At 70.5% G+C, this 20,597-nt stretch carries 16 protein-coding genes; 8 read left to right on the top strand and 8 right to left on the bottom strand.

The genetic code is table 11. The annotated features are described in order from the left end of the window. The first annotated feature begins 37 nt into the window (after positions 1 to 37). From RTQ83_RS17190 to RTQ83_RS17210, 5 genes are all read left to right on the top strand, one after another. Positions 38 to 1,018, top strand: a complete 981-nt coding sequence (locus tag RTQ83_RS17190) for a protein kinase domain-containing protein (protein ID WP_312517055.1) — start codon at positions 38 to 40, stop codon at positions 1,016 to 1,018. Further along, positions 1,015 to 3,384, top strand: coding sequence for an FtsW/RodA/SpoVE family cell cycle protein (locus RTQ83_RS17195; RefSeq protein ID WP_312517057.1), 2,370 nt, complete (start codon positions 1,015 to 1,017; stop codon positions 3,382 to 3,384). Before RTQ83_RS17190 ends, RTQ83_RS17195 begins: the two co-directional genes overlap by 4 nt. Beyond that, positions 3,354 to 4,910, top strand: coding sequence for a hypothetical protein (locus RTQ83_RS17200; protein ID WP_312517059.1), 1,557 nt, complete (start codon positions 3,354 to 3,356; stop codon positions 4,908 to 4,910). Before RTQ83_RS17195 ends, RTQ83_RS17200 begins: the two co-directional genes overlap by 31 nt. Before the next feature lie 7 nt (positions 4,911 to 4,917). Next, the gene (locus RTQ83_RS17205; RefSeq protein WP_312517061.1) at positions 4,918 to 5,382 is read left to right on the top strand and encodes an SH3 domain-containing protein; all 465 of its coding nucleotides are present in this window, start codon (positions 4,918 to 4,920) and stop codon (positions 5,380 to 5,382) included. Between the two features lie 100 nt (positions 5,383 to 5,482). Further along, a complete protein-coding gene (locus RTQ83_RS17210) occupies positions 5,483 to 6,421 on the top strand; it encodes a LysR family transcriptional regulator (RefSeq protein ID WP_312517063.1) in 939 nt (312 codons plus the stop codon). Between the two features lie 2 nt (positions 6,422 to 6,423). On the opposite strand, the gene RTQ83_RS17215 is transcribed toward RTQ83_RS17210, so the two are convergent. Both RTQ83_RS17215 and RTQ83_RS17220 read right to left on the bottom strand, forming a co-directional pair. Next, complete coding sequence (locus tag RTQ83_RS17215; protein ID WP_312517065.1) at positions 6,424 to 7,092, bottom strand: glutathione S-transferase family protein; 669 nt, start codon at positions 7,090 to 7,092, stop codon at positions 6,424 to 6,426. 148 nt (positions 7,093 to 7,240) lie between these two features. Further along, positions 7,241 to 7,708 carry a GNAT family N-acetyltransferase gene (locus tag RTQ83_RS17220; protein ID WP_312517067.1) on the bottom strand — a complete coding sequence of 156 codons (468 nt, stop codon included), beginning with the start codon at positions 7,706 to 7,708 and terminating at the stop codon, positions 7,241 to 7,243. Between the two features lie 79 nt (positions 7,709 to 7,787). Here RTQ83_RS17220 and RTQ83_RS17225 point away from each other — a divergent pair, with 79 nt between their 5' ends. From RTQ83_RS17225 to RTQ83_RS17235, 3 genes are all read left to right on the top strand, one after another. Further along, positions 7,788 to 9,104 (top strand): MFS transporter, encoded by a 1,317-nt coding sequence (locus tag RTQ83_RS17225; protein WP_312517129.1) that lies wholly within the window; start codon positions 7,788 to 7,790, stop codon positions 9,102 to 9,104. Between the two features lie 54 nt (positions 9,105 to 9,158). Next, on the top strand, positions 9,159 to 10,136 hold the full coding sequence (locus RTQ83_RS17230; RefSeq protein WP_312517069.1) for a protein phosphatase 2C domain-containing protein: 978 nt from the start codon (positions 9,159 to 9,161) through the stop codon (positions 10,134 to 10,136). Positions 10,137 to 10,248: 112 nt separating this feature from the next. Beyond that, positions 10,249 to 11,784, top strand: coding sequence for an FHA domain-containing protein (locus RTQ83_RS17235; protein WP_312517071.1), 1,536 nt, complete (start codon positions 10,249 to 10,251; stop codon positions 11,782 to 11,784). Between the two features lie 265 nt (positions 11,785 to 12,049). Here the strand turns inward: RTQ83_RS17235 and RTQ83_RS17240 are convergent, their stop codons facing one another. The 6 genes from RTQ83_RS17240 to RTQ83_RS17265 all read right to left on the bottom strand — a co-directional run bounded on the left by RTQ83_RS17240 (position 12,050) and on the right by RTQ83_RS17265 (position 20,510). After that, a complete protein-coding gene (locus RTQ83_RS17240) occupies positions 12,050 to 14,371 on the bottom strand; it encodes a bifunctional serine/threonine-protein kinase/formylglycine-generating enzyme family protein (RefSeq protein ID WP_312517073.1) in 2,322 nt (773 codons plus the stop codon). 7 nt (positions 14,372 to 14,378) lie between these two features. Continuing rightward, on the bottom strand, positions 14,379 to 16,376 hold the full coding sequence (locus RTQ83_RS17245) for an SPFH domain-containing protein (RefSeq protein WP_312517075.1): 1,998 nt from the start codon (positions 16,374 to 16,376) through the stop codon (positions 14,379 to 14,381). A gap of 148 nt (positions 16,377 to 16,524) precedes the next feature. Next, the gene (locus tag RTQ83_RS17250) at positions 16,525 to 17,532 is read right to left on the bottom strand and encodes a hypothetical protein (protein WP_312517077.1); all 1,008 of its coding nucleotides are present in this window, start codon (positions 17,530 to 17,532) and stop codon (positions 16,525 to 16,527) included. After that, positions 17,529 to 18,632, bottom strand: a complete 1,104-nt coding sequence (locus RTQ83_RS17255) for a hypothetical protein (protein WP_312517078.1) — start codon at positions 18,630 to 18,632, stop codon at positions 17,529 to 17,531. The genes RTQ83_RS17250 and RTQ83_RS17255 overlap by 4 nt, the downstream gene beginning before the upstream one ends. A gap of 19 nt (positions 18,633 to 18,651) precedes the next feature. Continuing rightward, the gene (locus RTQ83_RS17260) at positions 18,652 to 19,203 is read right to left on the bottom strand and encodes a hypothetical protein (protein ID WP_312517080.1); all 552 of its coding nucleotides are present in this window, start codon (positions 19,201 to 19,203) and stop codon (positions 18,652 to 18,654) included. Next, the gene (locus RTQ83_RS17265) at positions 19,194 to 20,510 is read right to left on the bottom strand and encodes a hypothetical protein (RefSeq protein ID WP_312517082.1); all 1,317 of its coding nucleotides are present in this window, start codon (positions 20,508 to 20,510) and stop codon (positions 19,194 to 19,196) included. The genes RTQ83_RS17260 and RTQ83_RS17265 overlap by 10 nt, the downstream gene beginning before the upstream one ends. Positions 20,511 to 20,597: the final 87 nt, after the last annotated feature.

A 20,597-nucleotide genomic window follows, 5' to 3' on the forward strand; every position in this document is an offset into this window, starting at 1 on the left:
CCCGGCATCGGCGCCAGGCGCCACGTCGGAGGACACCATGTATCAGGCAGGTGACGTCATTTCGCTGGCCGGCGGCCAGTACCGCTTGCGCGAAGCGCTGGCCGGTTCGGCCTATGGCGTGGTGTGGCGCGCCGACGCGCTGCAGGCGAATGGCAGCGTCGCCGTCAAACTGGTCAACCAGGAACAGATGGCGCGCGCGCCGCAGCCGCTGCGCGAGCGCTGGCTGGCCAGCGCCGCTAACGAGATCGCCTTCCTGCGCGCGCTGGCGCCGTGGGACGGGCGCCACATCGTGCGCCTGCTCGACAACGGCGTCCACCTCGGCATGCCGGCCATGGCATTGGAACTGCTCGACGGCGACCTGGCCGCCCACCTGGCGGCAGAACAAGCCGCCGGCCGCGCGGTCTCGCCACGCCAGGCGCTGGACTGGACCGGCCAGGTCAATCAGGCGCTGGCCAAGGTCCATGCCGGCGGCTGGCGCTACCTCGACCTGAAACCCGGCAACCTGCTGCTCGACCGCGCCAGCAACCTCCTCAAGCTGGCCGACTTCGGCACCAACCGGCGCCTGGACGACCTGCGCGCCCACACCTACGCCGGCACCGCCAACTGGCAGGCGCCGGAACAGTTCTTCCCCGGCGATGATGGCGATGGCTACGCCACCGAAGCGCGCACCGATTATTTCGCGCTCGGCGCCCTGTTCTACTACCTGGTCAGCGCAAAACTGCTGCGCTACAGCGCCGCCTGTGGCCAGGCCTGGCAGGTGCACGGCCGCGAAGCGCCGGCCGCATTGCTGGCCGAAGGACGCGCCCGTCCCGCCGTGCTGCAGGCGGACGAAGCCGCCCTGTTCGCCGAGCGCCTCGGCCCGGCCGGCGGCGCCGGCCTGGCGCTGCTGCGGCGCCTGCTGGCCGAGCGCCCTGCCGACCGTCCGCAGCATGCGCTCGAGATCAGCCGCCTGCTGCAGGACGCGACGCGTGCGCTCGACACCGGCATCCACTGGCTGAACATGCGGAGTGCGGCATGAAGCGCCTGGCGCCCGGCGCCCTGCTCGCCGCCACGCTGCTGGCCCTGCTGTGCGCGCTGCAGCTACTCGCCATATTGCGCACGCCGCAGGCCTGGCTGCCGGCCCGGATCGACATCACGCTGCGTCCCGGCGAATCGATCGTGCTCGGGCGCCAGGAATTGTCGGCGCCACGCGCCGCGCCGCGCCAGCTGCTGCTGCAGCGCGACCATAACGGCGCCTGGCTGCTGCGCAACGGCGAGCCGGCGCAGCCTGTGGTGTTGCGCCAGGGCGACGCGCGCCTGCGCAGCAGCGAACTGATACTCACCGCCGGCCAGGTCTTGCGCGCCGGCGCCGCCGCGCTCACCGTCATCGACGCGGGCGATGGGTACGTCACGCTGAACGACGGCGCGCACACCTGGCGCTACGACGGCGCCGCCGTCCTGCGCGATGGCCAGGTGCAGGATGCCTGTCCCGACACCCTGCTGTCGGCGCGCCTGGTCGCAGCCTGGAACCGCTGGCTGCCGCAATCGCTGACGCTGGCCCGTCCGCTCGTCATCGGCGGCAACCTAATGTGCGGCAACCGCATCGCCGCCGCCGCGATCGAACCTGGCCACGCGTCGCTGCTGCGCCTGGACGACGGCCGCATCGCCCTGTCCGCGCGCGGCGCCCAGCCGGTGCTGGCAGGTAGCGAGGCCGGCTGGCAGGATGCAGCGCGGCGCGACCTGCCGCTGCACGGCGCCGACGGCTTCGCGTTTGGGCGCACCGCGTTCGCCATCGACAGTACCGGGGACACGCTGCGCCTGCACCCTTCCGGGCAGGTTGCGCTGTCCCCTACTCCCGATGCACAGGCGCCGGCCGGCCTGCAGCGCGTCTGGCGCGAACGCGCCATGTGGACGCTGCCGTCGCCGCCCCCGATCGCCTGGGCCGCCGCGCTGGCGGTGCTGCTGGCCGGCGGCCTGGCCGCATTGCCGCTGATCCGCCGCGCCGGACGCGGCGCCGGCCGTGGCGTGGCGCGCGCCGAATTGGCGCGGGTGGCTGCCGCCGCCCACCTGGCCGCCGCCGCGATGCTGATCCTGGTATCGCAGCGCAGCGCCGGCGCGCCGGGTGCCGGCATCTCGCTGCTGCTGGCCTGGGGCGCGCTCTGGCTCGCCCTGCTGTGGCCGCGCCGTACTTCGCTGCTGCCCTTGAGCGCCGTGCTGCTGCTCGGCGCCGGCCTGCTGGTGCAGCTCGAGATGGGCCTGGGCGCGCTTGATACCGGCTGGCTGCGCCACTTCCAGAACAGCGCCGCCCTGCTCGCCCTGGCCCTGCCAGGCGCGCTCCTGCTGCTCGGCTGTGTGGCACGCGGCGACGTATCGCGCCCCGTCACCGAGCGCGTACTGCTGATGCTGGCCGGCGTTGCCCTGTGCGGTCTGCTGCTGCAGGTGTGCTTTGGCGGCGAGACCGGTGTGTTCGACATCCAGCCGTTCGAATTCGCCAAGTTCGCGCTGGCCGCCCTGACCGCCCATTGCCTGGCGCTGGCGGCCGGCCGCGGCGCCCACGAACGGCGCATGCTGAACAATTGGCGCTTCTGGCTGCGCATGGCGGCGCCGGTGCTGCTGTTCGTGTTCCTGCTGGCCGCGGCCCTGGTGCGGGTCGACGATTACTCGCCGCTGGTGCTGCTCCTGGTATGGAGCGGCGCGATGGCGCTGGCCTGGTGCGCCACCGGCGGACGGCGTGCGGCATTCGCTTCGCTGGCGGTTGCGCTGTGCCTGCTGGTGGCGGGCGGCGCGGTGATCCGCACCGGCGGCGAAGCGCTCGGCAGCCTCGGTTTTTATCCGGAACGCTTCCAGGTCTGGAGCGATCCCGAAGTGCACCCGCACACCGGCCAGCAGATGCTGCTCGGCGCGCGTGTTGTCAAGCAGGGCGGCTGGTCCGGGTCCGACGGCCTGTTCGGCATCGCCGCGCTGGGCGGCGCTGCCGGCGAAGCGCTGGCGATTCCCGCGATCCAGGACGACTTCGCGCCCTCGTTCCTGCTGCACCGCCACGGCCTGGCCGGCGGCCTCGCGTTCTGGACGCTGCAGGCGCTGTTCCTGGTGGCGCTGCTGCGGGTCGCGGGCGGCGCCTGGCGCCAGGCGGCCGGCGGCGGCGACTTCCGGCGCGCCTGGCTGGGCCGCTTTCAGTGCTTCCTGCTGGTCGGCGGCGCCGCCTTCATCGCCGGCCACCTGCTGCTGTCCTGGGGTACCAACCTGGCGATGTTCCCGATCATGGGCCAGCCGATGAGCTTCCTGTCGTCGGGCGGCTCGCACCTGGTGTTTTTCATCTGCCCCCTGCTAGCGTTCGGCATGGCGAGCGCCCAATTCCACGAGGAGAATCCATCATGCCGGTCTATGTCCAACACGAAGTCCTAGGCAAGGTCCAGGACGTGTTCAATGCCGACGCGCTGTGGCAGGCGCCCGGCCTGTCGCTTTTCGCGCGCCGCCCGCTGCTGCGCGACCTGCTGGAGCGCTCGCCGCGCGAGCAGCGCGGACGCGCCGCCACCCGCTGCTTCTCGCACGTCACCCTGATGCTGCCGCAGGAGGAACTCGACGACGACCGCCACCTGACCCGCGGCGCGCGCGTGCGCGACCTGGCGCAGTCGCTGGCGGCGCTGCACCAGAAGGATTTCGGCGACCTGCTCGGCGGCGACGAAGTGCGCTACCACGTGGTCGGCAGCGACGACATCGAGCCGGGCGAAGTCAAGGTCAAGTTCGGCCACGCGGTGTACCTGCCTGCGCCGGGCGAACAGGTGCAGTACACGGTGACCGCCTCGCGCGACAGCGCGATCTGGCAGCCGGTGTGCGCGATCTATCCCAACCAGCGCCTGACCCTGGTCGGCCTGGACGCGTCCAGCGCCACCTTCGGTGCCCCCGGCTGGCCATTCGGCCTTGACGCCGGCCTGCTGCTGGTCAACGACGGCCCGGACGCGCCGCTCGAACTGCAGGTGCGCCCGAAGGACAGCTTCGAATGCCGCTTCGACGCCGCCAACGGCTACTACGTCCTGCGCGGCAAGGGCGCCAGCGCCCAGCGCCTGCTGCTCAAGATCGAGCGCAGCGGCGCCGCGCGCATGCCGGTGGCGACAGCCTCCGCTCCCGCAGCAGCCCGCAGCGCCCCACCGCAGCGCAGCCCGGCCGTGTGGAAAGCGCGCAGCGTGACGCCACCGGCGCCGGACATGACCGCGATGCCGCTGGCCGCGCCGCAGCCGGCCACCATCCCGGCGACGGAAGCCGACGCCACCTTCGCTCCGGTCGCCCGCCACCGTATCACGCTGGCCGCGCTGGCCCTGCCGCGCCTGAGCCGCTACCGCGACACCGGCGCCCAGGCGCTGGAAGTGGGCCTGAACGGCCAGCTGCTGCCGAGCGCACCGGGCAAGGACAACGTGATCCGCTTCGCCGTCGACGAAGCCGACGAACTGCACGCAATTACCCCCGCCGGGCGCCAGCGCATCACGGTGCCGTCGCAGTTCGCGCCGATCGAGAACGCCAGCGTGCGCCTGCTCGCCGCCCCGGCGCAGCTGGCCGATCGCTACAGCGCGCTGCTGGTGCTGCCGGAAGGCCCGTCGGAGGCGGCGCTGCCGGGCACACGGCTGGTGTTCGGACGCGGCATGCCGGCCCTGAACGCGCTGCGCGTGCTCGACACGCCGGCATACCTGCGCCAGGGCGACGGCAGCGCCGCCAGCGCCGACCGCCTCGGCCTGTCGCGCAACGCCTTCAGCTGGGAAGCCACGTCCGACGGCCTGCGCGTGGCGCGCCAGTCTGAAACCCAGGCCTTGTACCATTTGGACGAGCAGCTGGTGCTGGTGGCCCAGATCGAGCGCGCCACCGATGACGCGCCGTATCTGATCCCGCCGGGACACCACCTGGTGGCGGGCCACTACGTGCTGCGCTTCGACGCCTGAGGACCGCATGCCGTCCCTTCTTCACGTCGCGGCCTTTGGCGCCGGCCTGATGCTGACGCTGTGCGCCTGCGCGCGCCTGACGCCGCGCTCCTGGTGGCGCCGGCCCAACGCACGCGCGGCGGGCCTGCTGGCCGGCGGCACGCTGGCGGTCGGCGCGGCGCTGCTGGCGCTGTTCGGGCCACCGCAGGCGGCGACCATGGCGTCCGACCAGCTGGTGCCGGTGCTGGCGTCGGCAAGCGATGCCCCGGTGCCCGGCGCCCGCTACCGCGTCCACGACGCCCTCAACCTGCGCGTGGCCGGCGGCATCGATGCCGAACGGCTGCTGGTGGTGCCGGCCGGCAGCCGCGTCACCGCCACCGGGCGCCGCGACGGCGACTGGTGGCAGGTGCGCGGCACGGTCGACGGCGAAGCGGTCGAAGGCTGGGCCAGCAGCCTGTGGCTGCGGCGCGCCGACGAGGGGCAGCCGCGCTGACCATGCGCACAGTGCGATGTCGAATGGGTTCGCCGGTTGATTTCAGGGGGCCGGCAACGTATGCTCGCGGCTCTTTTCATCATTCCGGAATCGAATCGCGATGGACCTGATCAGCAGCATGCGTTCGTTCGTGCGCGTCTACGAGGCGCGCTCGTTCAGCGCCGCCGCCAAGGACCTGAATCTGGGCCAGCCCGCGGTCTCGAAGGCGGTGGCGCAGCTGGAGCAGGAGCTGGGGGTGCAACTGTTCCTGCGCTCGACCCGCGGCCTGGCGCCGACCGACGCCGGCCACAGATTCTATGCACACGCCCTGCGCACGCTCGACGAAGCCGACCTGGCGCTCGAGGCGGTCAGGGGCGAGAACGCGCCCCTGACCGGCACGCTGCGCGTGAGCGGCACCATCACCTTCATGCGCCAGCACATCATCCCCAGGCTGCCGCTGTTCACGGAGCAGCATCCGCAGCTGTGCATCGACCTGCTGCTCGATGACGGCAACATCGGCCTGGTGGAAGAAGGCGCCGAAGTCGCCCTGCGTATGGGCAGGCTGGCCAGTTCCAGCCTCACCGCGCGCAAGATCGGCCAATGCCGCCGCCTCGTGGTCGCCTCCCCGGACTACCTGGCGCGCCATGGCACACCGGTGCAGCCGGGCGACCTTGCCGGGCACGCCGCCATCGTCCTGGCGCGCGGCGAAGGCGGCGAGCAGGTCACCTTCACCAGGGACGGCATCCCGACCGAGGTGGTGCTGCAGCCGCGGCTGCGCATCAGCGCACTGGAAGGACTGCGCGCCGCGGTGCTGGCAGGCCTGGGTCTGGCGGTTGCCAGCGAATGGATTCTCGAAGATGCGCTCGACAGCGGACAGGTGGTCGAAGTGCTGGGCGACTGGCGTTTGCCCGACCTCGACCTGTGGGTGGTGCTGCCGGGCGGCGCGCGCCATGCTAGCCCCCAGGCGCGTGCCTTCATCGCCTTCGTCGAGGAGCAGCTGGCCGCAACCCGGTACGGGGTGCGCTGCAGGCGCGTTCGTTGCGCCCAGTGCGTGGCCTGAACTCAGAAGGTGATGCCGATACCGTTCAGGAAGGTGTCCATCCGCTCATCCAGGTCGCGCCTGGTCTCGGTCCAGGCCGGCACCGTGTCCAGCAGGCGCTGCTGCCAGGCCCACAGGTTCGGGAACTCGGCCAGCGGCGCCTTGGTGCGCAGCACCTGCGAGAACGGCGCTGCGATATCGATATCGGCCAGCGTCAGCGCGTCGCCGACGATGAACTGGCGCTGTGCCAGATGGGCGTCGAGCACCGACGCCGCCGCGCGGATATTCGCGAGCAGCAGATCGACGATCGCCGCATCCTCGGCCTTGCCCAGCGCGCGCCCGGCCACGCGCTCGTTGAACAGCAGCGTCGAGAACACGCGCCACTGCTCGCCGGACCAGAACATCCATTGCAGCACCTGATAGCGTTCGCTCGCGCTGCGGCCCAGCAGCGGCGAACCGACTTTCTCGGCCAGGTAGATGTTGATCGCGGACGCTTCCCAGATCACGGTGTCGCCCTCTTGCAGGACCGGCGTCAGGCCGTGCGGATTGAGTTTCAGGAATTGCGGCGTATGGCTTTCGCCCTTGAACAGGTCGACATCGATACGCTCGATCTCGATGCCCATGATGTTGGCCGCCGCCGCGACGCGGCGAAGGCTGCCCGAACCGAGGTCGCCATAGATTTTGATGGTCATGCTTTATCCCAGATGGTGATGTTGACGATGCCAGGGCACGGTTGCCGCTGACACGGGATCAACGATATCCGCCATCCTCTTGCGGCAGAAGAGCCCCTCGGGGCATGAGACTTATTCGAACCGGGAATAAACCTGGAAACCGGCGACGTCAGACCGGGTCGTCGGCGGCCAGCCGCATCGGGTTGAAGTACAGTCCCTTGGCGCACTGGGTCGGTCCGACGCGCACGAAGCCGAACGACTCGTACACCCTGACCGCGTGGTTGGATGAATTGACGGTGAAGGCGCCGTCGCCGCCACGCGCCACGGCTGCAGCGCGCGCCACTTCCCACAGCCGGCGCGCGATGCCCTGTCCCTGGCGCTCCTTGGCCACGAACAGGTGGAACAGGTGGCTGTTGTCGCGCACCGCAACGAATCCGGCCAGCTCGCCGTCGACGATCGCCACGTGATAGGCGTGGCCGCGCGCCACGTAGCCGCGGATCCCGAGTTCGTTGTTCTCGGCCAGGAAAGTGGAGGCGCCTTCGGGCGACGACTCGTGCACGATGAACTCCCGCGACAGCGTTTGCAACAGCGCTGCGATGGCCGCAATGTCGGCATTGACCAACGGTCGGATATCCATGACGTGTATTGACGCAGATCGAAGGGGATGTAAACATACCACAGGCCATGCTTTCTGCAAGGCAATTTTCTTGACCAAGATGACGGCCTCGACCTACCATGGTCTGACCATGCCCAAAGTCAGCTTCTTCGCACTCCCGAATGCCACCGCTGGCGCGGCCGGCACTGCTCCCGCGCCAACCTCTGCGCGCCGCAAGATTCCACTGACCCAGCCGCTGCGCCACGCGCGCTACCGCCGCATCTGGCTGGCCAACCTGGTGTCGAACCTGGGCACCTGGACCCAGACCTTCGCCGCCGCCTGGCTGGTGGCCTCGCTCTCGAATTCGGCCTCGATCACCTCGCTGGTACAGACCGCGACCTACGTGCCGGTGTTCCTGTTCGCGCTGTTCGCCGGCGTACTGGCCGACGCGGTGCACCGGCCAAAGTTCCTGTTCTTCTGCAACCTGTTCAATGCCCTGTGTGCCGGCACCATGGCACTGCTGGTCTGGAGCGGCAAGGTGTCCAGCGGCCCGGTGCTGGCGATCACCTTTTGCCTCGGCATCGGCACCGCCTTCATCTTGCCGGCGTGGCAGGCCGCGATGTCGGGCCTGGTCGAGCCGGACGAAGTCGAAGCCGCCGCCACGCTCAACAACCTGTCGTATAACCTGTCGGCGATCCTCGGCCCGGCGCTGGGCGGCCTGCTGTTCGGCTGGATCGGGCCGGGCGCGCTGTTCCTGGCCAATGCGCTGTCGTTCGCCGGCCTGCTGTTCGTCTACTGGCACTGGTGGCAAGAAGGCACGCCGCAGCCGGTGGCGCGCGCGGCCTTCGGCGAACGCTTCAGACTGGGCGTGGCGAGCGCGCTCGGCTGCCCGCGCTACCGCCGCATCCTGCGCAATGTGTGCTCGGTATTCTTCGCCACCATCGCCTTCGCCAGCCTGCTGCCGGTGTTCGTGCGCGACGTGCTGCAGATGCGCGCCGGCGTGTACGGCACCCTGATGGGCTGCCTGGGCGGCGGCGCCGTGATCGCCGCCTTCTTCCTGCCGCAGGTGCGCGCGCGGGTCGACAAGACCGGCGTGCTGGCCGGCGCGCTGCTGGTGTACGGCGCAATGCTGATGGCCATGCCGCTGACGCGTTCGCTCGCGCTGCTGATGCCGCTGATCGTGTGCGGCGGCATGGCGTGGTCGGCCACCGTCTCGACCCTGAACGCGGCGGCCCAGCTGTCGTTCCCGGCCGAGGTGCGGGCGCGCACGCTGTCGATCTATTTGTTCGTGATGTCGGGCGGCTATGTCGCCGGCAGCGTGTTCTGGGGCCGCGTGGCCGACGCCTGGGGCGTGCGCGCGGCGCTGGCGGCGGCCGGCGCCTGCGTGATGCTCAATGCGCTGGTGCTGATGAAGGGCAGAAGCAGGCACCCGATCTAGGGACTAGCGCGGCGGACGGTGTACAGTAGCGCCAACGCACCATTCCAGCCGCCAATGCCAGCCCTGACCGCTTTCCGTTTCGCCCCCTGTTTCGACGTCGCCGTCGCCAGCCGCATCGGCATCGACGCGCCCGGCGTCGCCACCCGCGCCGAGAACCAGGACAATTTCGTCGTCATCGATTTCGATGGCCGCGCCTGCCTGCTGCGCGACGGGCAGCCGCAGCACCACTCCTTGGCCCATTGGCCCACGGGACACGGCCGGCTGGCAGTCCTTGACGGCATGGGCGGCCACGGCCACGGACGCGAAGCGGCCGAAGCGGTGGCGCAGGCGCTGCTCGAGATGCCGCCCTGCGCTTCGCTCGACGAGCTGAGCGGCCGATTGGACGCGGTGCACGCCGACCTGCAAACGCGTCTTGCCGCCGATGCCGCCGGCACCGCGCGGCCCGGCACTACCCTGACTCTGCTCGAACTGCGCCCGCACGGCGCCCCGCTGCTGTACCACGTGGGCGATTCGCGCCTGTACCGGCTGGCACGCGACGGCGCCACGCCCCTGACCGTCGACCATGTGCCGGCCACCGTCGCCGCCCTCGCCGGGCGCCTGGACCAGGCCGGCTGGCAGGCCCAGGTGTATGGCCGCCACGCGCCCCAGATCGCCCAGGCTTTCATCCTCGGCAACGCCTTCGCCGATCCGGCGCGCCTGTCCGATCCGCTGTTCGCGCTCACGCCGGACAAGCTGCCGGCCTGGCTCGCGCACCTGCCCGACCGCCGCCTGCTGCCGGTCGAGGCCGGGGCCGCCTACCTGCTGGCCACCGACGGCTTCTGGTCGTGCGCCGATCCGGAGCGGGTCACCGGACGCTGGCCGGCGCTGCTGGACAACACTCCAGACGCGGCCACGCTGGTGGAGCGGCTGTTCGCGGCGCTGGATGCCGATCCGCCCGCCGGGCTGCAACCCGACAACCTCACCGCGCTGGTGCTGCGGCCGCTGCCACAGCCGCTGGATGAAACCGTGCTTCCGGTCGACGCCGAAAATTAATGCCTTTCGGAAAAATAATGTTGTTAATCAACGAAGTCGGTGCGCCACCGATGCCCAAAACAGGCTAAGCTTCTGCTGTCGCCCTTAACCTCCTTTTACTTGTCGCCCTGACATGAATCGCTGCCGCAATCCCGAGTATCCGCACTGCACCGTCTGGGTCATGCCCGGCGACGCCGTGTGCGAGCACGGCCATGCGCAGCCCGAGGCGACCAAGGATGTTGCGCCGGCATCGGCCATTGCGCTGCCGACGGGCTACGAAGCCCTCAGCAACGTGCGCGCGCGGCGCGACACCGTGATCGGCCCGATACCCGCAGCGTCCCAGCCCGGCCTGCAGCGCCCGCAACTGCACATCAGCGGCTTCGACCCGCGCGCCGCCGGCGGACGCCAGGCGATCCGCCTCGAACTGCGCGGCATGCCGATGGATTGCGCATCCGAAGTGCGGATGCTGGTGCGCTCCTCGCTGCGGCTGCAGGGCGGCGCCAGCTACGTGTTCCAGCGCACCACGCGCGGCGAATGGCGCCTGCTGTTCCTCGAGTTTTCCTCGCGCGGCGTCGAACACGGCCAGCACCGCATCGAGATCGAACTGCACAGCCGCCACCCGCACGCGCCGGGCGCCAGCCGCACCTGGGTTTGTTCTCCGGTGATCCTGGTGCCGCGCCACGATGCCGGCCTGGCCGAGATCCACCAGACCTTCCTCGCCACCCACAAGAACGTGCGCGTCACGGCCGACGACGCCGGCATCGCGCGCGTCAACGCGCCGGGCGGCGGGCGCATCGACATCGACGTCACCGCGCGCAACGCCTCGATCGCACACCTGAACCTGGAAGGCGACGGCGGCAAGATCGACCTCGGCATCTCGACCATCGCCTGGGACGAAGACCTGATCGAAATCGACCTGCCGCACGCGGCCGGCGAACATCCTTGTCCCGCCAGCAGCGCCTGCCTGGTGCATGCCGAAGCCGACTCCAGCACCCAGCGCCATGTGCGCCTGTTCGCGCTCGACGAGTGTGTTTTGGGCCGCTTCGAGGCGATCGAACCGGAAGCCGACCTGCTCCTGGCGCACCACGGCGAGGCCGGCGAAGAGCGCGGCGGGCTGACGCGCCGCCTGTCGGGCCGCCACGCGATCATCCGGTGCGGACGCTCCGGTTTCGAGATCGAAGACGTGTCGCGCTACGGCCTGCTGCTCGACGGCGTGTGGCCGGGCAAGCACCTGCCGACCCTGCTGCGCCCCGGGATGCGCATCGAATTCACGGCCAGCATCAAGGGCATCGTCACACTGGAAGTGACCGCCCTGCTGCCGCACGCGGTCGTGCTGCACCGGCTGGATGCCGGCGCGCGCGCCGAATGTTTCTATCTGATGGCGCCGGAATGCGCGCCGCACACACGTGACATCGCACGCGCGAACGTGATGCCGCGCGCCGCCGGCCTGCCGGTATTGTTCCACCGCGACGGCGGCTTCTGGCAACTCGACCGCGCCGGCGGACAGGAACAGCCGCTGGCGCCGGGCGCTGACCTGGAGCGCCTGGCATTCACCGGCTTCGGTGCCGGCGCACGTTTCACGCCGAATGCCTATCCGGAAACGCGGGTCAGCCGGCGCCAGTCGGGCGAACGCCGCAGCGGCGTGCCGGCGGCCTTGCTCGAAGCCTGATCCTGCGCAACGAGCGGCGCTATGGCCGCAGCACCAGGAAGACCAGCGAGGAGCCGATCAACAGTGCGGCTTGCAGGGCGAACACGATCACCGGTGCCCGCAGATGTTCTGGAACTTTCATGGCGCGCCTCCTTTCACGAAGCTGAATGGACACACCGCGTTGTCGTTTCCGGCAGCAGCGCGGTAAAGACACCATACGCCTGTCCCCGTCTAAGGCGCGCCCGTTAGCCGCGCGGAAACGTCACGCGCGCGGCCGATCGCTGCGCTACCCCAGCTCGCGCGCGACGCGAAAACCCACGATATCGTTCGATAGCACCGCCGAGAACCCGTTGCGCAGCGCCGAGCGCAGGTAGCGCGGGTTGTACAGCCAGGAGCCGCCGCGCAGGATGCGGCGCGCGTTGTCGCCGTCCTCTTCCCAGGCGCTGCCATCGAGCGGCGCGCCTTCGTAGTTGTCGTGCACCACGTCCTGCACCCATTCCCAGACATTGCCGTGCATGTCGTGCAGGCCCCAGGCGTTGGGCGCGAAGCTGCCGGCCGGCGTGGTGCCGCGCCGGAATTCGCCGCGCGGGCCACCGTTGTACGTGAACGTGCCGTCGAAGTTGGCCTGGGTAGTGCTGATGGTGTCGCCGACGTTGAAGGTGGTTTTGGTACCGGCGCGGCAGGCGTATTCCCACTCGGCTTCGCTCGGCAGCCGATAGCGCTTGCCCGTGACTTCACTGAGCCAGGCCACGTACTTCTGGGCGTCGAACCAGGTCACGCCCACCACCGGATGCTCGTCGCTCTGCGGGAAGCCGGGCGCGGCCCAGTCGACCTCGCCCTGCGGCTGCCAGCCGGTGGCCAGCACGAACACGCGCCACTCGCCGACCGTGACCGGATAGCGGCCCAGCGCGAACGCGCGCTCGATGCCGACCCAGTGCTGCGGCGTCTCGCGCGCCAGCCAGTTCTTCTGGGCGCCGGCCGCCATCGCGATGCGGCGCTCCTGGTCGGGGGAACCCATCTGGAAGCGTCCGGCCGGGATCGGCGCCATCACCGGGCCGTTGCCGCTGCCGTCGAGGAAGGGGTCGCGCAGCAGGCTGCCGATCGGGACCGGCGGCGGCGCCGGATCGCCCACCGGCGCGGGCGCGGACGCGTCGGGCGGCGTCTCGAACACCGTTGCCGCTGCCGTCGCTTGCCCGGCAGCCTGCGCCGGCGCGGACTGCGCGGCCCGTGCCGCCTCTTCCTCGCGTGCGCGCTTCTGCTGCGCCAGGTAAGCCGCCGCCGCTTTCGCCTGCAGCGCCTTGCGTTCGGCTTCTTCCTTGGCCGCGCGCACCTTGGCCACCTCTTCGTCGCGCTTGGCCAGCAGCTGCTGGCGCAGCGCTTCCTTGCGCAGCTGGCGCGCTTCCTCGGCGGCGGCGCGTTCGCGCCGCTGCTGTTCGCGCAGCTGCACGCGGCGCTGCTCGTCCAGGCGCGCCTGCACCGCCGCTGCCGCTTCGGCCTCGCGCTGGCGCTTGGCGGCCAACTCGCGCTCGATGCGTTGCTGCTCGGCGCGCTGCGCGGCTTCCTGAGCAGCCAGCACTTCCGGCGCCGGGCCGGCGGCGGCGCGGATCGCGTCCAGCAGCGCGTGCACCGTGGCCGGACGCTGCGCCGGGTCGGACGCGAAGCCAGTGCGCAGCACTTCCCACTGGCGCGCGCCGAGCGTTTCCGGCACCTGGCCGCCGACGCCACCGGGCAACACGCCGGTCAAGAGCTGATGGATCATCACCGACACCGCATATACGTCGAGGCGCGGTTCCGGCACATTGCCTTCGGTCGAGGCTTCCGGCGCGCGGTAGCCGGCAGTACCCGAGGTGGCCGGCGCTTCCAGCGGCGCCGCGTGGTTGCCGCCGCCGGCGCGGGCACGCGCCGCGATGCCGAAGTCGAGCAGCTTGACCTCGCCCTTCTTCGTGACGAACACATTGCCCGGCTTGATGTCGCGGTGGACCAGGCGGTGCCGCTCCCACGCGTAGTCGAGCGCCTCGGCCACCGGGTCGAGCAGCGCCAGCACGCGGTCGAGCGGCAGCCGCTTTTCACGTGCCAGCACCGCGTCCAGGTCTTCGCCCTCGAGGTATTCCATGATCAGGAAGAAGCTGGCGGTGGCCGGGTCCTGCGCCCATTCGTAGACGCGCACGATGTGCTCGTGCGCCAGGCGGCGCGCGCGCGTGGCTTCCTGGATCAGCAGCTTGGCGTGGCTGGCGGCCTGGGTCAGCTGCGGCGGCAGGATCTTCAGTGCCACCTGGGCGCTGTGGCCCAGTTCCGCGTGGGTGGCCAGGTCGGTGGCCTGCCACACCTGGCCCATGCCGCCGTGCGCGATCAGGCGTTCGAGCCGGTAGCGGCGGTTTTGCGGGCCGACTTCCTGGCCCGTCATCAGCCCGATCTCGGTGCCGGGGCGGACGACTGCGGCGGGGACTTCTTCGCCGGTGTCGGTGGCCGGGCGCGGCTGGCCCGGCTGGCCCGGCGTATAGGCGGCATCGAGGATCGCGTTCTTGCGCAGGTCGAATTCCTGACGGCTCAGCAGCCCGTCTTCGTGCAGCGCGCGCAGCTCGCGGATCTTGTCGATGGCAGTCTGCATCGATCGGTCAATGCTGCAGCGGCGAGCCGCAGGCGGCGCAGAAGCGGTCTTCCGGCGCCGCCGGGTGGCCGTTGGCGCACTGGCGCGCCGAGTTGGCAACGACGCCACTGACCGCCTGCGCCTGCGACACCAGCGCCGCCTTGTTGACGTCGTTCTGGCGCTCCAGCAGCTCGATCTGGTGACGGCGGTCCTTGTCGACTTCCTGTTCGCGGCGCGCCTGCTCGGCGCGCACCAGTTCCGCCGCTTCCGCCGCAGTCAGCTTGCCGGCGCCGACCACGCCGGCGAGCGACGCCAGCTGGCCCGCATCCATCGTCGCGTGTACCCGCGTCTTCATGAAGTCGGCCAGGATCGCGGCGTTCGCTTCGCCGGCGATCGCCAGCTTGGCGGTATCGTCCAGCATGCCCATCATCTCGGCGCGCGCCAGCTCGTGAGCACGCTCGGCGGCCAGCGGCACCTGCGCCGCTTCGTGCATGCGGCGGGCGTGCTCGGCGTCGAGTTCGATGGTGCGCTGCAGCTTGTCGTGCTGGGCCTGGGCATCGCGCACGCCGGCTTCGCGCCGCACGTCGCCGATGCGCTGGCGCGCCTGTTCCTCTTCCCACTCCTGCCAGCGCTCGGCTTCGCGCAGGTGCGCCTCGTTGGCGATGCGCAGCGCCTGGTAGCGCGCCACGTGTTCGGCTTCGTCGATGTCGCGCAGGCGCCGCGCCGCGTCCTGTTCGCCCTGGCGCAGGCGCTGCAGTTCGTCGCGCTGGCGCGCCGCATCCTCGATCTGGCGCGCGCTCTCGATCTTGTGGCGGATCTGCTGCTGCAGCAGTTGCTGCGAGAAGCGCTGCTGCGCCAGTTGCCGTCCTTGCGTGGCTTCCTGCTGCGCCGCCGCCAGTTCGGCGCGCATGCGCAGCTGGGCCAGCGCGCGCAGGTGGCGCCATTCCAGCGCTTCGTCGGCGCGACCGGCGTTCTTCTTGGCCAGGTCGTGTTCGAGTTCAGCCAACACCTCCGCTGCGCCCTGGTCGAGCGCCTGCTTGCGCGACTGCGCTTCGACGATGCGGCCGTACAGTTCGATCTGGCGCGCACGCACGCCGTGGGCGCGGTCGGCACCCTGCAGCGACAGTTCGGCGCGCGCGATGGCGTCGTCCTGGCGCAGCTCGGCGCGCCGGTAGCGCAGACGCGCTTCCTCTTCGCTGCGCTTGATGCGCTGCCATTCCTCGGCGCTGTACAACTCGTCGAGGTGGCGCGCGTGCGCCAGCTGCACGTGCTGCTCGTCGGCGGCCAGCCACAGGCTACCCACGCGCGCGCGGTTGGCGTCGTACTTGTCGTGGCGCAGTTCGAGCGTTTCCACCGCCGTCACCGCCAGGCCGTACTGGGCCAGCAGCTGGCGCAGGCCGCCCTGCAGGCGCTGGTCCATCTGTTCGCGCAGCTCGCGGTTGCCAGCCATCTCGCGGATCGAGCGGGCGCCGACGAATTCGGCCACCAGCTGGCGCACCGGATGGTTCAGCAGCTCGCGCAGTTCGCCCACGCTGACGGTGCCGGGCGCGGTCATGAAGTGGCGCGCGAAGGCCGGCACGTTTTCGATTTTCACCTGCAGCGCGAAGCGCACCTGGATCTCGAGGTGCTCGCTGGTGGCGATATCGCCGTAGTCGAACGGCACCGGCAGCGCGCCGGTGCGGGTGATCAGGATTTCGGCGTGCTGGTCGCGCAGCAGGTGGTTCAGGCGCGTGAAGAAGCCTTCGATCTCGTACTCGCCCTGCGGCACCTCGGTCGCCTTGTCGCCCTGCAGGATGAAGCCGCGCGCGGTGGCGGGCACGCGCAGGGTCTTGACGAACAGGCCGGACAGCTCGCGCACACCGAAGAATACCCCCAGCTCGTCGGCGCCGGCGACCCAGCGGTTCTCGACCAGCACCGGCTTGTTGCGCGGCGCGCCCAGGATCATGCCGCAGCCGGCGCAGTAGCTGGCTTCAACGCCATTCCTGCGCTCGCAGCGCGGGCAACTGGCGCCTTTGACTCCGAACATCTGCAACATATCCGACTCCGTTTACTTGGTACGACGTTGCGACGACCCTGAATGTCCAATTCGCACAACCCGTGGATTTTAGCAGGGCCATGCCTGTATCCGCCCCGCCGGCCCCCTATCGTGCGCGGGTCCGGCGCAGGCACAAACCCTAGATGATGCCGATCCGCTCGACGCACGCCAGGCTGGCGCCGCGCGCGCGCAAGTCTTCGCGCAGGCCTGCAATCAGCCCCGCCTGCAGACCGGCTTCCCATTCCTTCGGCAGCAGCACGCGGTCGCCCGGCGCCGCTTCGCGTACGATCAGCGCGCACTTGGCCTGCAGCGCATCGACCGCTTCCACCTTGCCGGCATGCCAGGCGCTCGAGCAGCCGGTGGCGATCACCCGTCCGCGCGCCAGAAATTCGCGGCCGCGCGCGATGCGGTCGGCCATCACCAGCGCGAACTGGTACGAGTCGCCCTGGAAGCGCGGCTCGCCGAAGCGCACCGTGGTGCGCCACTGGCCCTGGCCGCGTCCATCGAAATGGCGCGCGGCCGACAGCACCGCGCCCACCTGCGCCTGGCGCACCGGATCGAGGTCGGGCGCGGCCGGCGCATCGTCTTCCTGCCCTCCCGCGAGCGGACGCACGCTGACCTCGACCCAGCCCAGGCTGTCCTGCGCACCGCCACTGTGCAGCGGAAACCAGGCGCGCGCACTGGACACGCCGGCCGCCGGATCGGGCTGGCCGTTCAGCGCGCCCAGGTGCGGCAAGCCGTTCACGCCGCCGGCCAGCACACCGTCCGGGACATGCGCCAGCGCGCGGCCGTCGATCCGTCCCAAGTGCCAGGCGTCGGACCAGCCGTTGGCCGTCACCCCGGCGCGCGGCACATACACGCCGCGCACCATGCGGTCGGCCAGCACCGCCGCCAGTTCCCAATCACGCCAGTCGCCCGGCGGCGCGCGGTCCAGTCCCAGCACCACCTGGTCGCGACTGTCGACGCGCGCCTCGGTGTGGCGCGCCAGGCGCACCACCTGCTGCATGCGCCCGGCCAGCGCCGGCGCCCCCGGCACACTGCACTTGACGTCGGCGCGGCCGGCGCGCGGGCGCCGGGTCGCGGTGATCGTCAGCAGGCCGCCGTCGGGGGCGATGCTGCGGCAGATGGCTTCCTGCGGCGCGCTCACGCGGGCACCTCTTCAGGCTCGAGGGCGGCGCTCTGGCGCCGCACCGCGGTTTCGTATTCCAGGTTGGCGACGATGCGGTCGGCTTCGTCCAGCAGCGGCGCCAGCGCCACGTCGCCGCCGTTCTTGATGCGCGCCAGCAGCGCCCAGGCTTCGTCCAGCGCGGCGGCGGCACGCCGGCTGTGGCGTGCGCGGCGCAGCTGCTCGCCATGCTCCAGCGGCTGATTCGGCGCGCTCAGTTCCAGCGCCGGCATCGTGCCCACCGCCAGGCTGACCAGGTCGAGCCGGCGCAGCAGGTCCTGCTGCTGGCGGAACTGGTCCTGACCACTAGGTAGCGCCGCCAGGCGAATCGCGCACATCAGGCAAGGCAGCTCGAGGAACAGGCGGCGCAGCGCGCGCGCATCCTCGCAGGCCGGCACGAAGGCCTGCTGTTCCAGCACCGGCGCCGGGGCGGCTTTCGACGCCTCATGTTGTTCGCGGCTTTGCTGCGCCAGACGGGTCTCCAGCACCTGCGCGTAATCGCGCGCGGCGCCCAGGTCGACCGGCACGCAGTCGTCGACCATCACGCCGAAGCGGGTGTACATCAGCTGATTGAAGCCGGCGCGGAAGGCGTTCCACTCTTCCAGCGTGGTGCATGGCGGCAGGTCCAGGTTGCCCTGCGCCAGTTCGCGCTGCAGCGCGTTTTGCATCGCGGCCGTGAAGTCCGCCAGCTCGACGCCGTTGCCGCCTTCGCTGGCCAGGAACAGGTCGAAGCGCTGGTGGGTGGCGCGCGGGTCGCTGGCGTCGATGGCGATGCTCACGCGCAGGCCGATCTCGGGCGCGGCGGCGAAAGGCACCAGCTCGCAGCTGTACGGTCCCGGATGCACGCACCAGGCGATTTCGCCTTCGTGCGCCGCGATCTTGCCGCCGCCGGCAAGGCGCCGGCTACGGCCATTGCGGTCGACCAGCACCGCGGCGCAGCCCTGCGGCACGGCGCTACCGGGGGGCGCTTGCAGCGCCAGCGCCGTCTGGCCCAGGCCCAGGCGGGCGGCGTCGAAGTCTGGTTGCCGCCCCGGGCGGTGCAGGGAAAATCGCAGGGAATTCTTGAGCAGCGAACCAAACATCTTCATCCTTCCGACGGCGTCACGCGACAGGCGTGACGTCGAAACGTGCTCCATGCTGCTGAAAATGCGCCGCCGGCGCTGCAGCAAAGGGCCACGGCCCCTCGCATTCGCCGTCGGCATCCAATGTGCCGCGTAAAACAATGGCGCCGGCGCCGTCGCGCACCACCACTTCCATCTTCTTGCTCAGTACCTGCGCCGCCCCCGCCGCGTGCGGATCGAGCTGCAGGATCACCGCCAGCTTGCCGCCACTGCCCTCGACATGCAAGCGCCACATGCCGTCGTCGGTCTGCAGCGCGGTAAAAGCGGCGGCGCTGTCGGCCGCGCGCAGCAGGCCGTGGCTGCCCGACCACACCGCCTGCGCCGGCTGGCGCCGCGCATCGGCAAGGTGCTTGAAACGGCGCAGTGTCAACGGCGAGGCTTGCAACGCCGCGCGCTCGCCACCCGTCATGGGGCGGCTGCCGTCGAGCGCCGCCAGCAGCACGGCGTCGGCCAGCATCAGGCGGTCGTCTTCCACGCGCTTGCCCAGCAGTGCCTGCGCCTGCAGTTTGCGGTCCAGTTGCGTCATGCCCATCGTCGTTCCTCCTCCTTATCCGCCATCACGCCCTCGACGGGCGCCGCGTTCAAATGCGCGATCGCGGCGTCGCGCCGCTTGCGCAGGGTCGGCAACGAGACGCCGTCCAGCGCGGCGAGCTGCCCCATCGTCGGCAGCTCGCCGCTGGCCGGGTCCAGCCATTCGGACGGATAACTGTCGTCGAATGGTCCGAGCAGCTTGAGGTAGACCGCCAGCCGCACCGGCAGCGAATGATTCGCCATCCGCCGCGCAGCCCAGCTGGCGCGGTCTTCGGCCGCCGCCGCTGCAGACAGATAGTCGGGGGGAAGAGAAAGCTGCTGCGCCACGATCGCCAGCCGTGCCGGCTCGGCGTCGTCGATCGGGGCCACTGTGGGAGGAAGTTCAATATCCGGCGCCGCCAGTTCGTCCTGGCGCGCTTCGAGAATCTGGTCGGGACCGGGCGTGACGCCCGCCTCGGACTCGTTCAGCACACGCCAGTAGTCGTCCAGCCAGGCGCCGGCATCCTCGCGGTCCTGCAGCCAGTCACGGTCGCCGTTGGCCGACAGCTGTTCGTATTCGCCGATCTCGCGCAGCATGGCGCCGATCTTGTCGGGATTGTCCTTCAGCGCGGCGAAGCGCTTGGAGCGCGTGTGCAGCGGGCCCGGTGCGCCGCTGAAGCGCTCCTGGCTTTCGCTCCAGCGCAGGATCCATTCGGGGCGGCAGTCGGCGATGGAGCGCAGCCGGCGTGCCTCGATCGGCATCGCGTCGATCGTGCGCCCAAGTATTGCGCCTACCTGTTCCAAATGTCCGTGCCAGTCGGCGAACAGGCGCGCCAGCTCGTGGTAGGCGGTATCGAGCATGCGGTAGGCGTACATGCGGTTCGGGCTGCAGGCGCGGCCGCAGGCGACGATGTAGTTGTCGCTGTCGACCTTGTCGCGCAGGACGGCGTACAGGTCGTTGAATTTCTTGCGCAGCTGGGCTTCGCCGCCGGGACGCGACCAGAACGCACCAAAGCGCGCGTGCTCGCCGGCGACCGCCGCGCACAGCGCCGACCAGTCGGCGGGACGCGCCTGCAATTCAAAGACCAGGCTCAGGGCCAGTTCGGCCACGGTGTCGCCGTAGCTGTTGCCTGCTTCGCTGAAACGGGCGCCGGCCGCGTGCAGCAGCGGCGCTACCGCGTCGACGTAGGCGGCCAGCGAATCCTCGAGCTCCGGCGCCAGCAGCACGGCCGGATCGAGACGGCCGAACGCCTGCAGGGAGCATTGCCCCAGCAGCTTGCGGACCTGCTCCCAACCGTGTTCCTGGTACCGGGTTCCCGGCAAACGCATACCTTCCTCGCCCTCGTTTCAGTCCGCGTGTCGTTTTGTATGGCGGATTGAAACAGATGATGCCATACAAACACGGTTTTGAGGCGC

Source organism: Massilia sp., assembly GCF_031995545.1.
Classification (GTDB): domain Bacteria; phylum Pseudomonadota; class Gammaproteobacteria; order Burkholderiales; family Burkholderiaceae_D; genus Telluria.

What these genes read in the sequence shown, in the direction of transcription:
- RTQ83_RS17190 (WP_312517055.1), top strand. Translation starts at nt 38, where the DNA reads ATGTATCAGGCAGGTGACGTCATTTCGCTGGCCGGCGGCCAGTACCGC.
- RTQ83_RS17195 (WP_312517057.1), top strand. Translation starts at nt 1,015, where the DNA reads ATGAAGCGCCTGGCGCCCGGCGCCCTGCTCGCCGCCACGCTGCTGGCC.
- RTQ83_RS17200 (WP_312517059.1), top strand. Translation starts at nt 3,354, where the DNA reads ATGCCGGTCTATGTCCAACACGAAGTCCTAGGCAAGGTCCAGGACGTG.
- RTQ83_RS17205 (WP_312517061.1), top strand. Translation starts at nt 4,918, where the DNA reads ATGCCGTCCCTTCTTCACGTCGCGGCCTTTGGCGCCGGCCTGATGCTG.
- RTQ83_RS17210 (WP_312517063.1), top strand. Translation starts at nt 5,483, where the DNA reads ATGGACCTGATCAGCAGCATGCGTTCGTTCGTGCGCGTCTACGAGGCG.
- RTQ83_RS17215 (WP_312517065.1), bottom strand. Translation starts at nt 7,092, where the DNA reads ATGACCATCAAAATCTATGGCGACCTCGGTTCGGGCAGCCTTCGCCGC.
- RTQ83_RS17220 (WP_312517067.1), bottom strand. Translation starts at nt 7,708, where the DNA reads ATGGATATCCGACCGTTGGTCAATGCCGACATTGCGGCCATCGCAGCG.
- RTQ83_RS17225 (WP_312517129.1), top strand. Translation starts at nt 7,788, where the DNA reads ATGACGGCCTCGACCTACCATGGTCTGACCATGCCCAAAGTCAGCTTC.
- RTQ83_RS17230 (WP_312517069.1), top strand. Translation starts at nt 9,159, where the DNA reads ATGCCAGCCCTGACCGCTTTCCGTTTCGCCCCCTGTTTCGACGTCGCC.
- RTQ83_RS17235 (WP_312517071.1), top strand. Translation starts at nt 10,249, where the DNA reads ATGAATCGCTGCCGCAATCCCGAGTATCCGCACTGCACCGTCTGGGTC.
- RTQ83_RS17240 (WP_312517073.1), bottom strand. Translation starts at nt 14,371, where the DNA reads ATGCAGACTGCCATCGACAAGATCCGCGAGCTGCGCGCGCTGCACGAA.
- RTQ83_RS17245 (WP_312517075.1), bottom strand. Translation starts at nt 16,376, where the DNA reads ATGTTCGGAGTCAAAGGCGCCAGTTGCCCGCGCTGCGAGCGCAGGAAT.
- RTQ83_RS17255 (WP_312517078.1), bottom strand. Translation starts at nt 18,632, where the DNA reads ATGTTTGGTTCGCTGCTCAAGAATTCCCTGCGATTTTCCCTGCACCGC.
- RTQ83_RS17260 (WP_312517080.1), bottom strand. Translation starts at nt 19,203, where the DNA reads ATGGGCATGACGCAACTGGACCGCAAACTGCAGGCGCAGGCACTGCTG.
- RTQ83_RS17265 (WP_312517082.1), bottom strand. Translation starts at nt 20,510, where the DNA reads ATGCGTTTGCCGGGAACCCGGTACCAGGAACACGGTTGGGAGCAGGTC.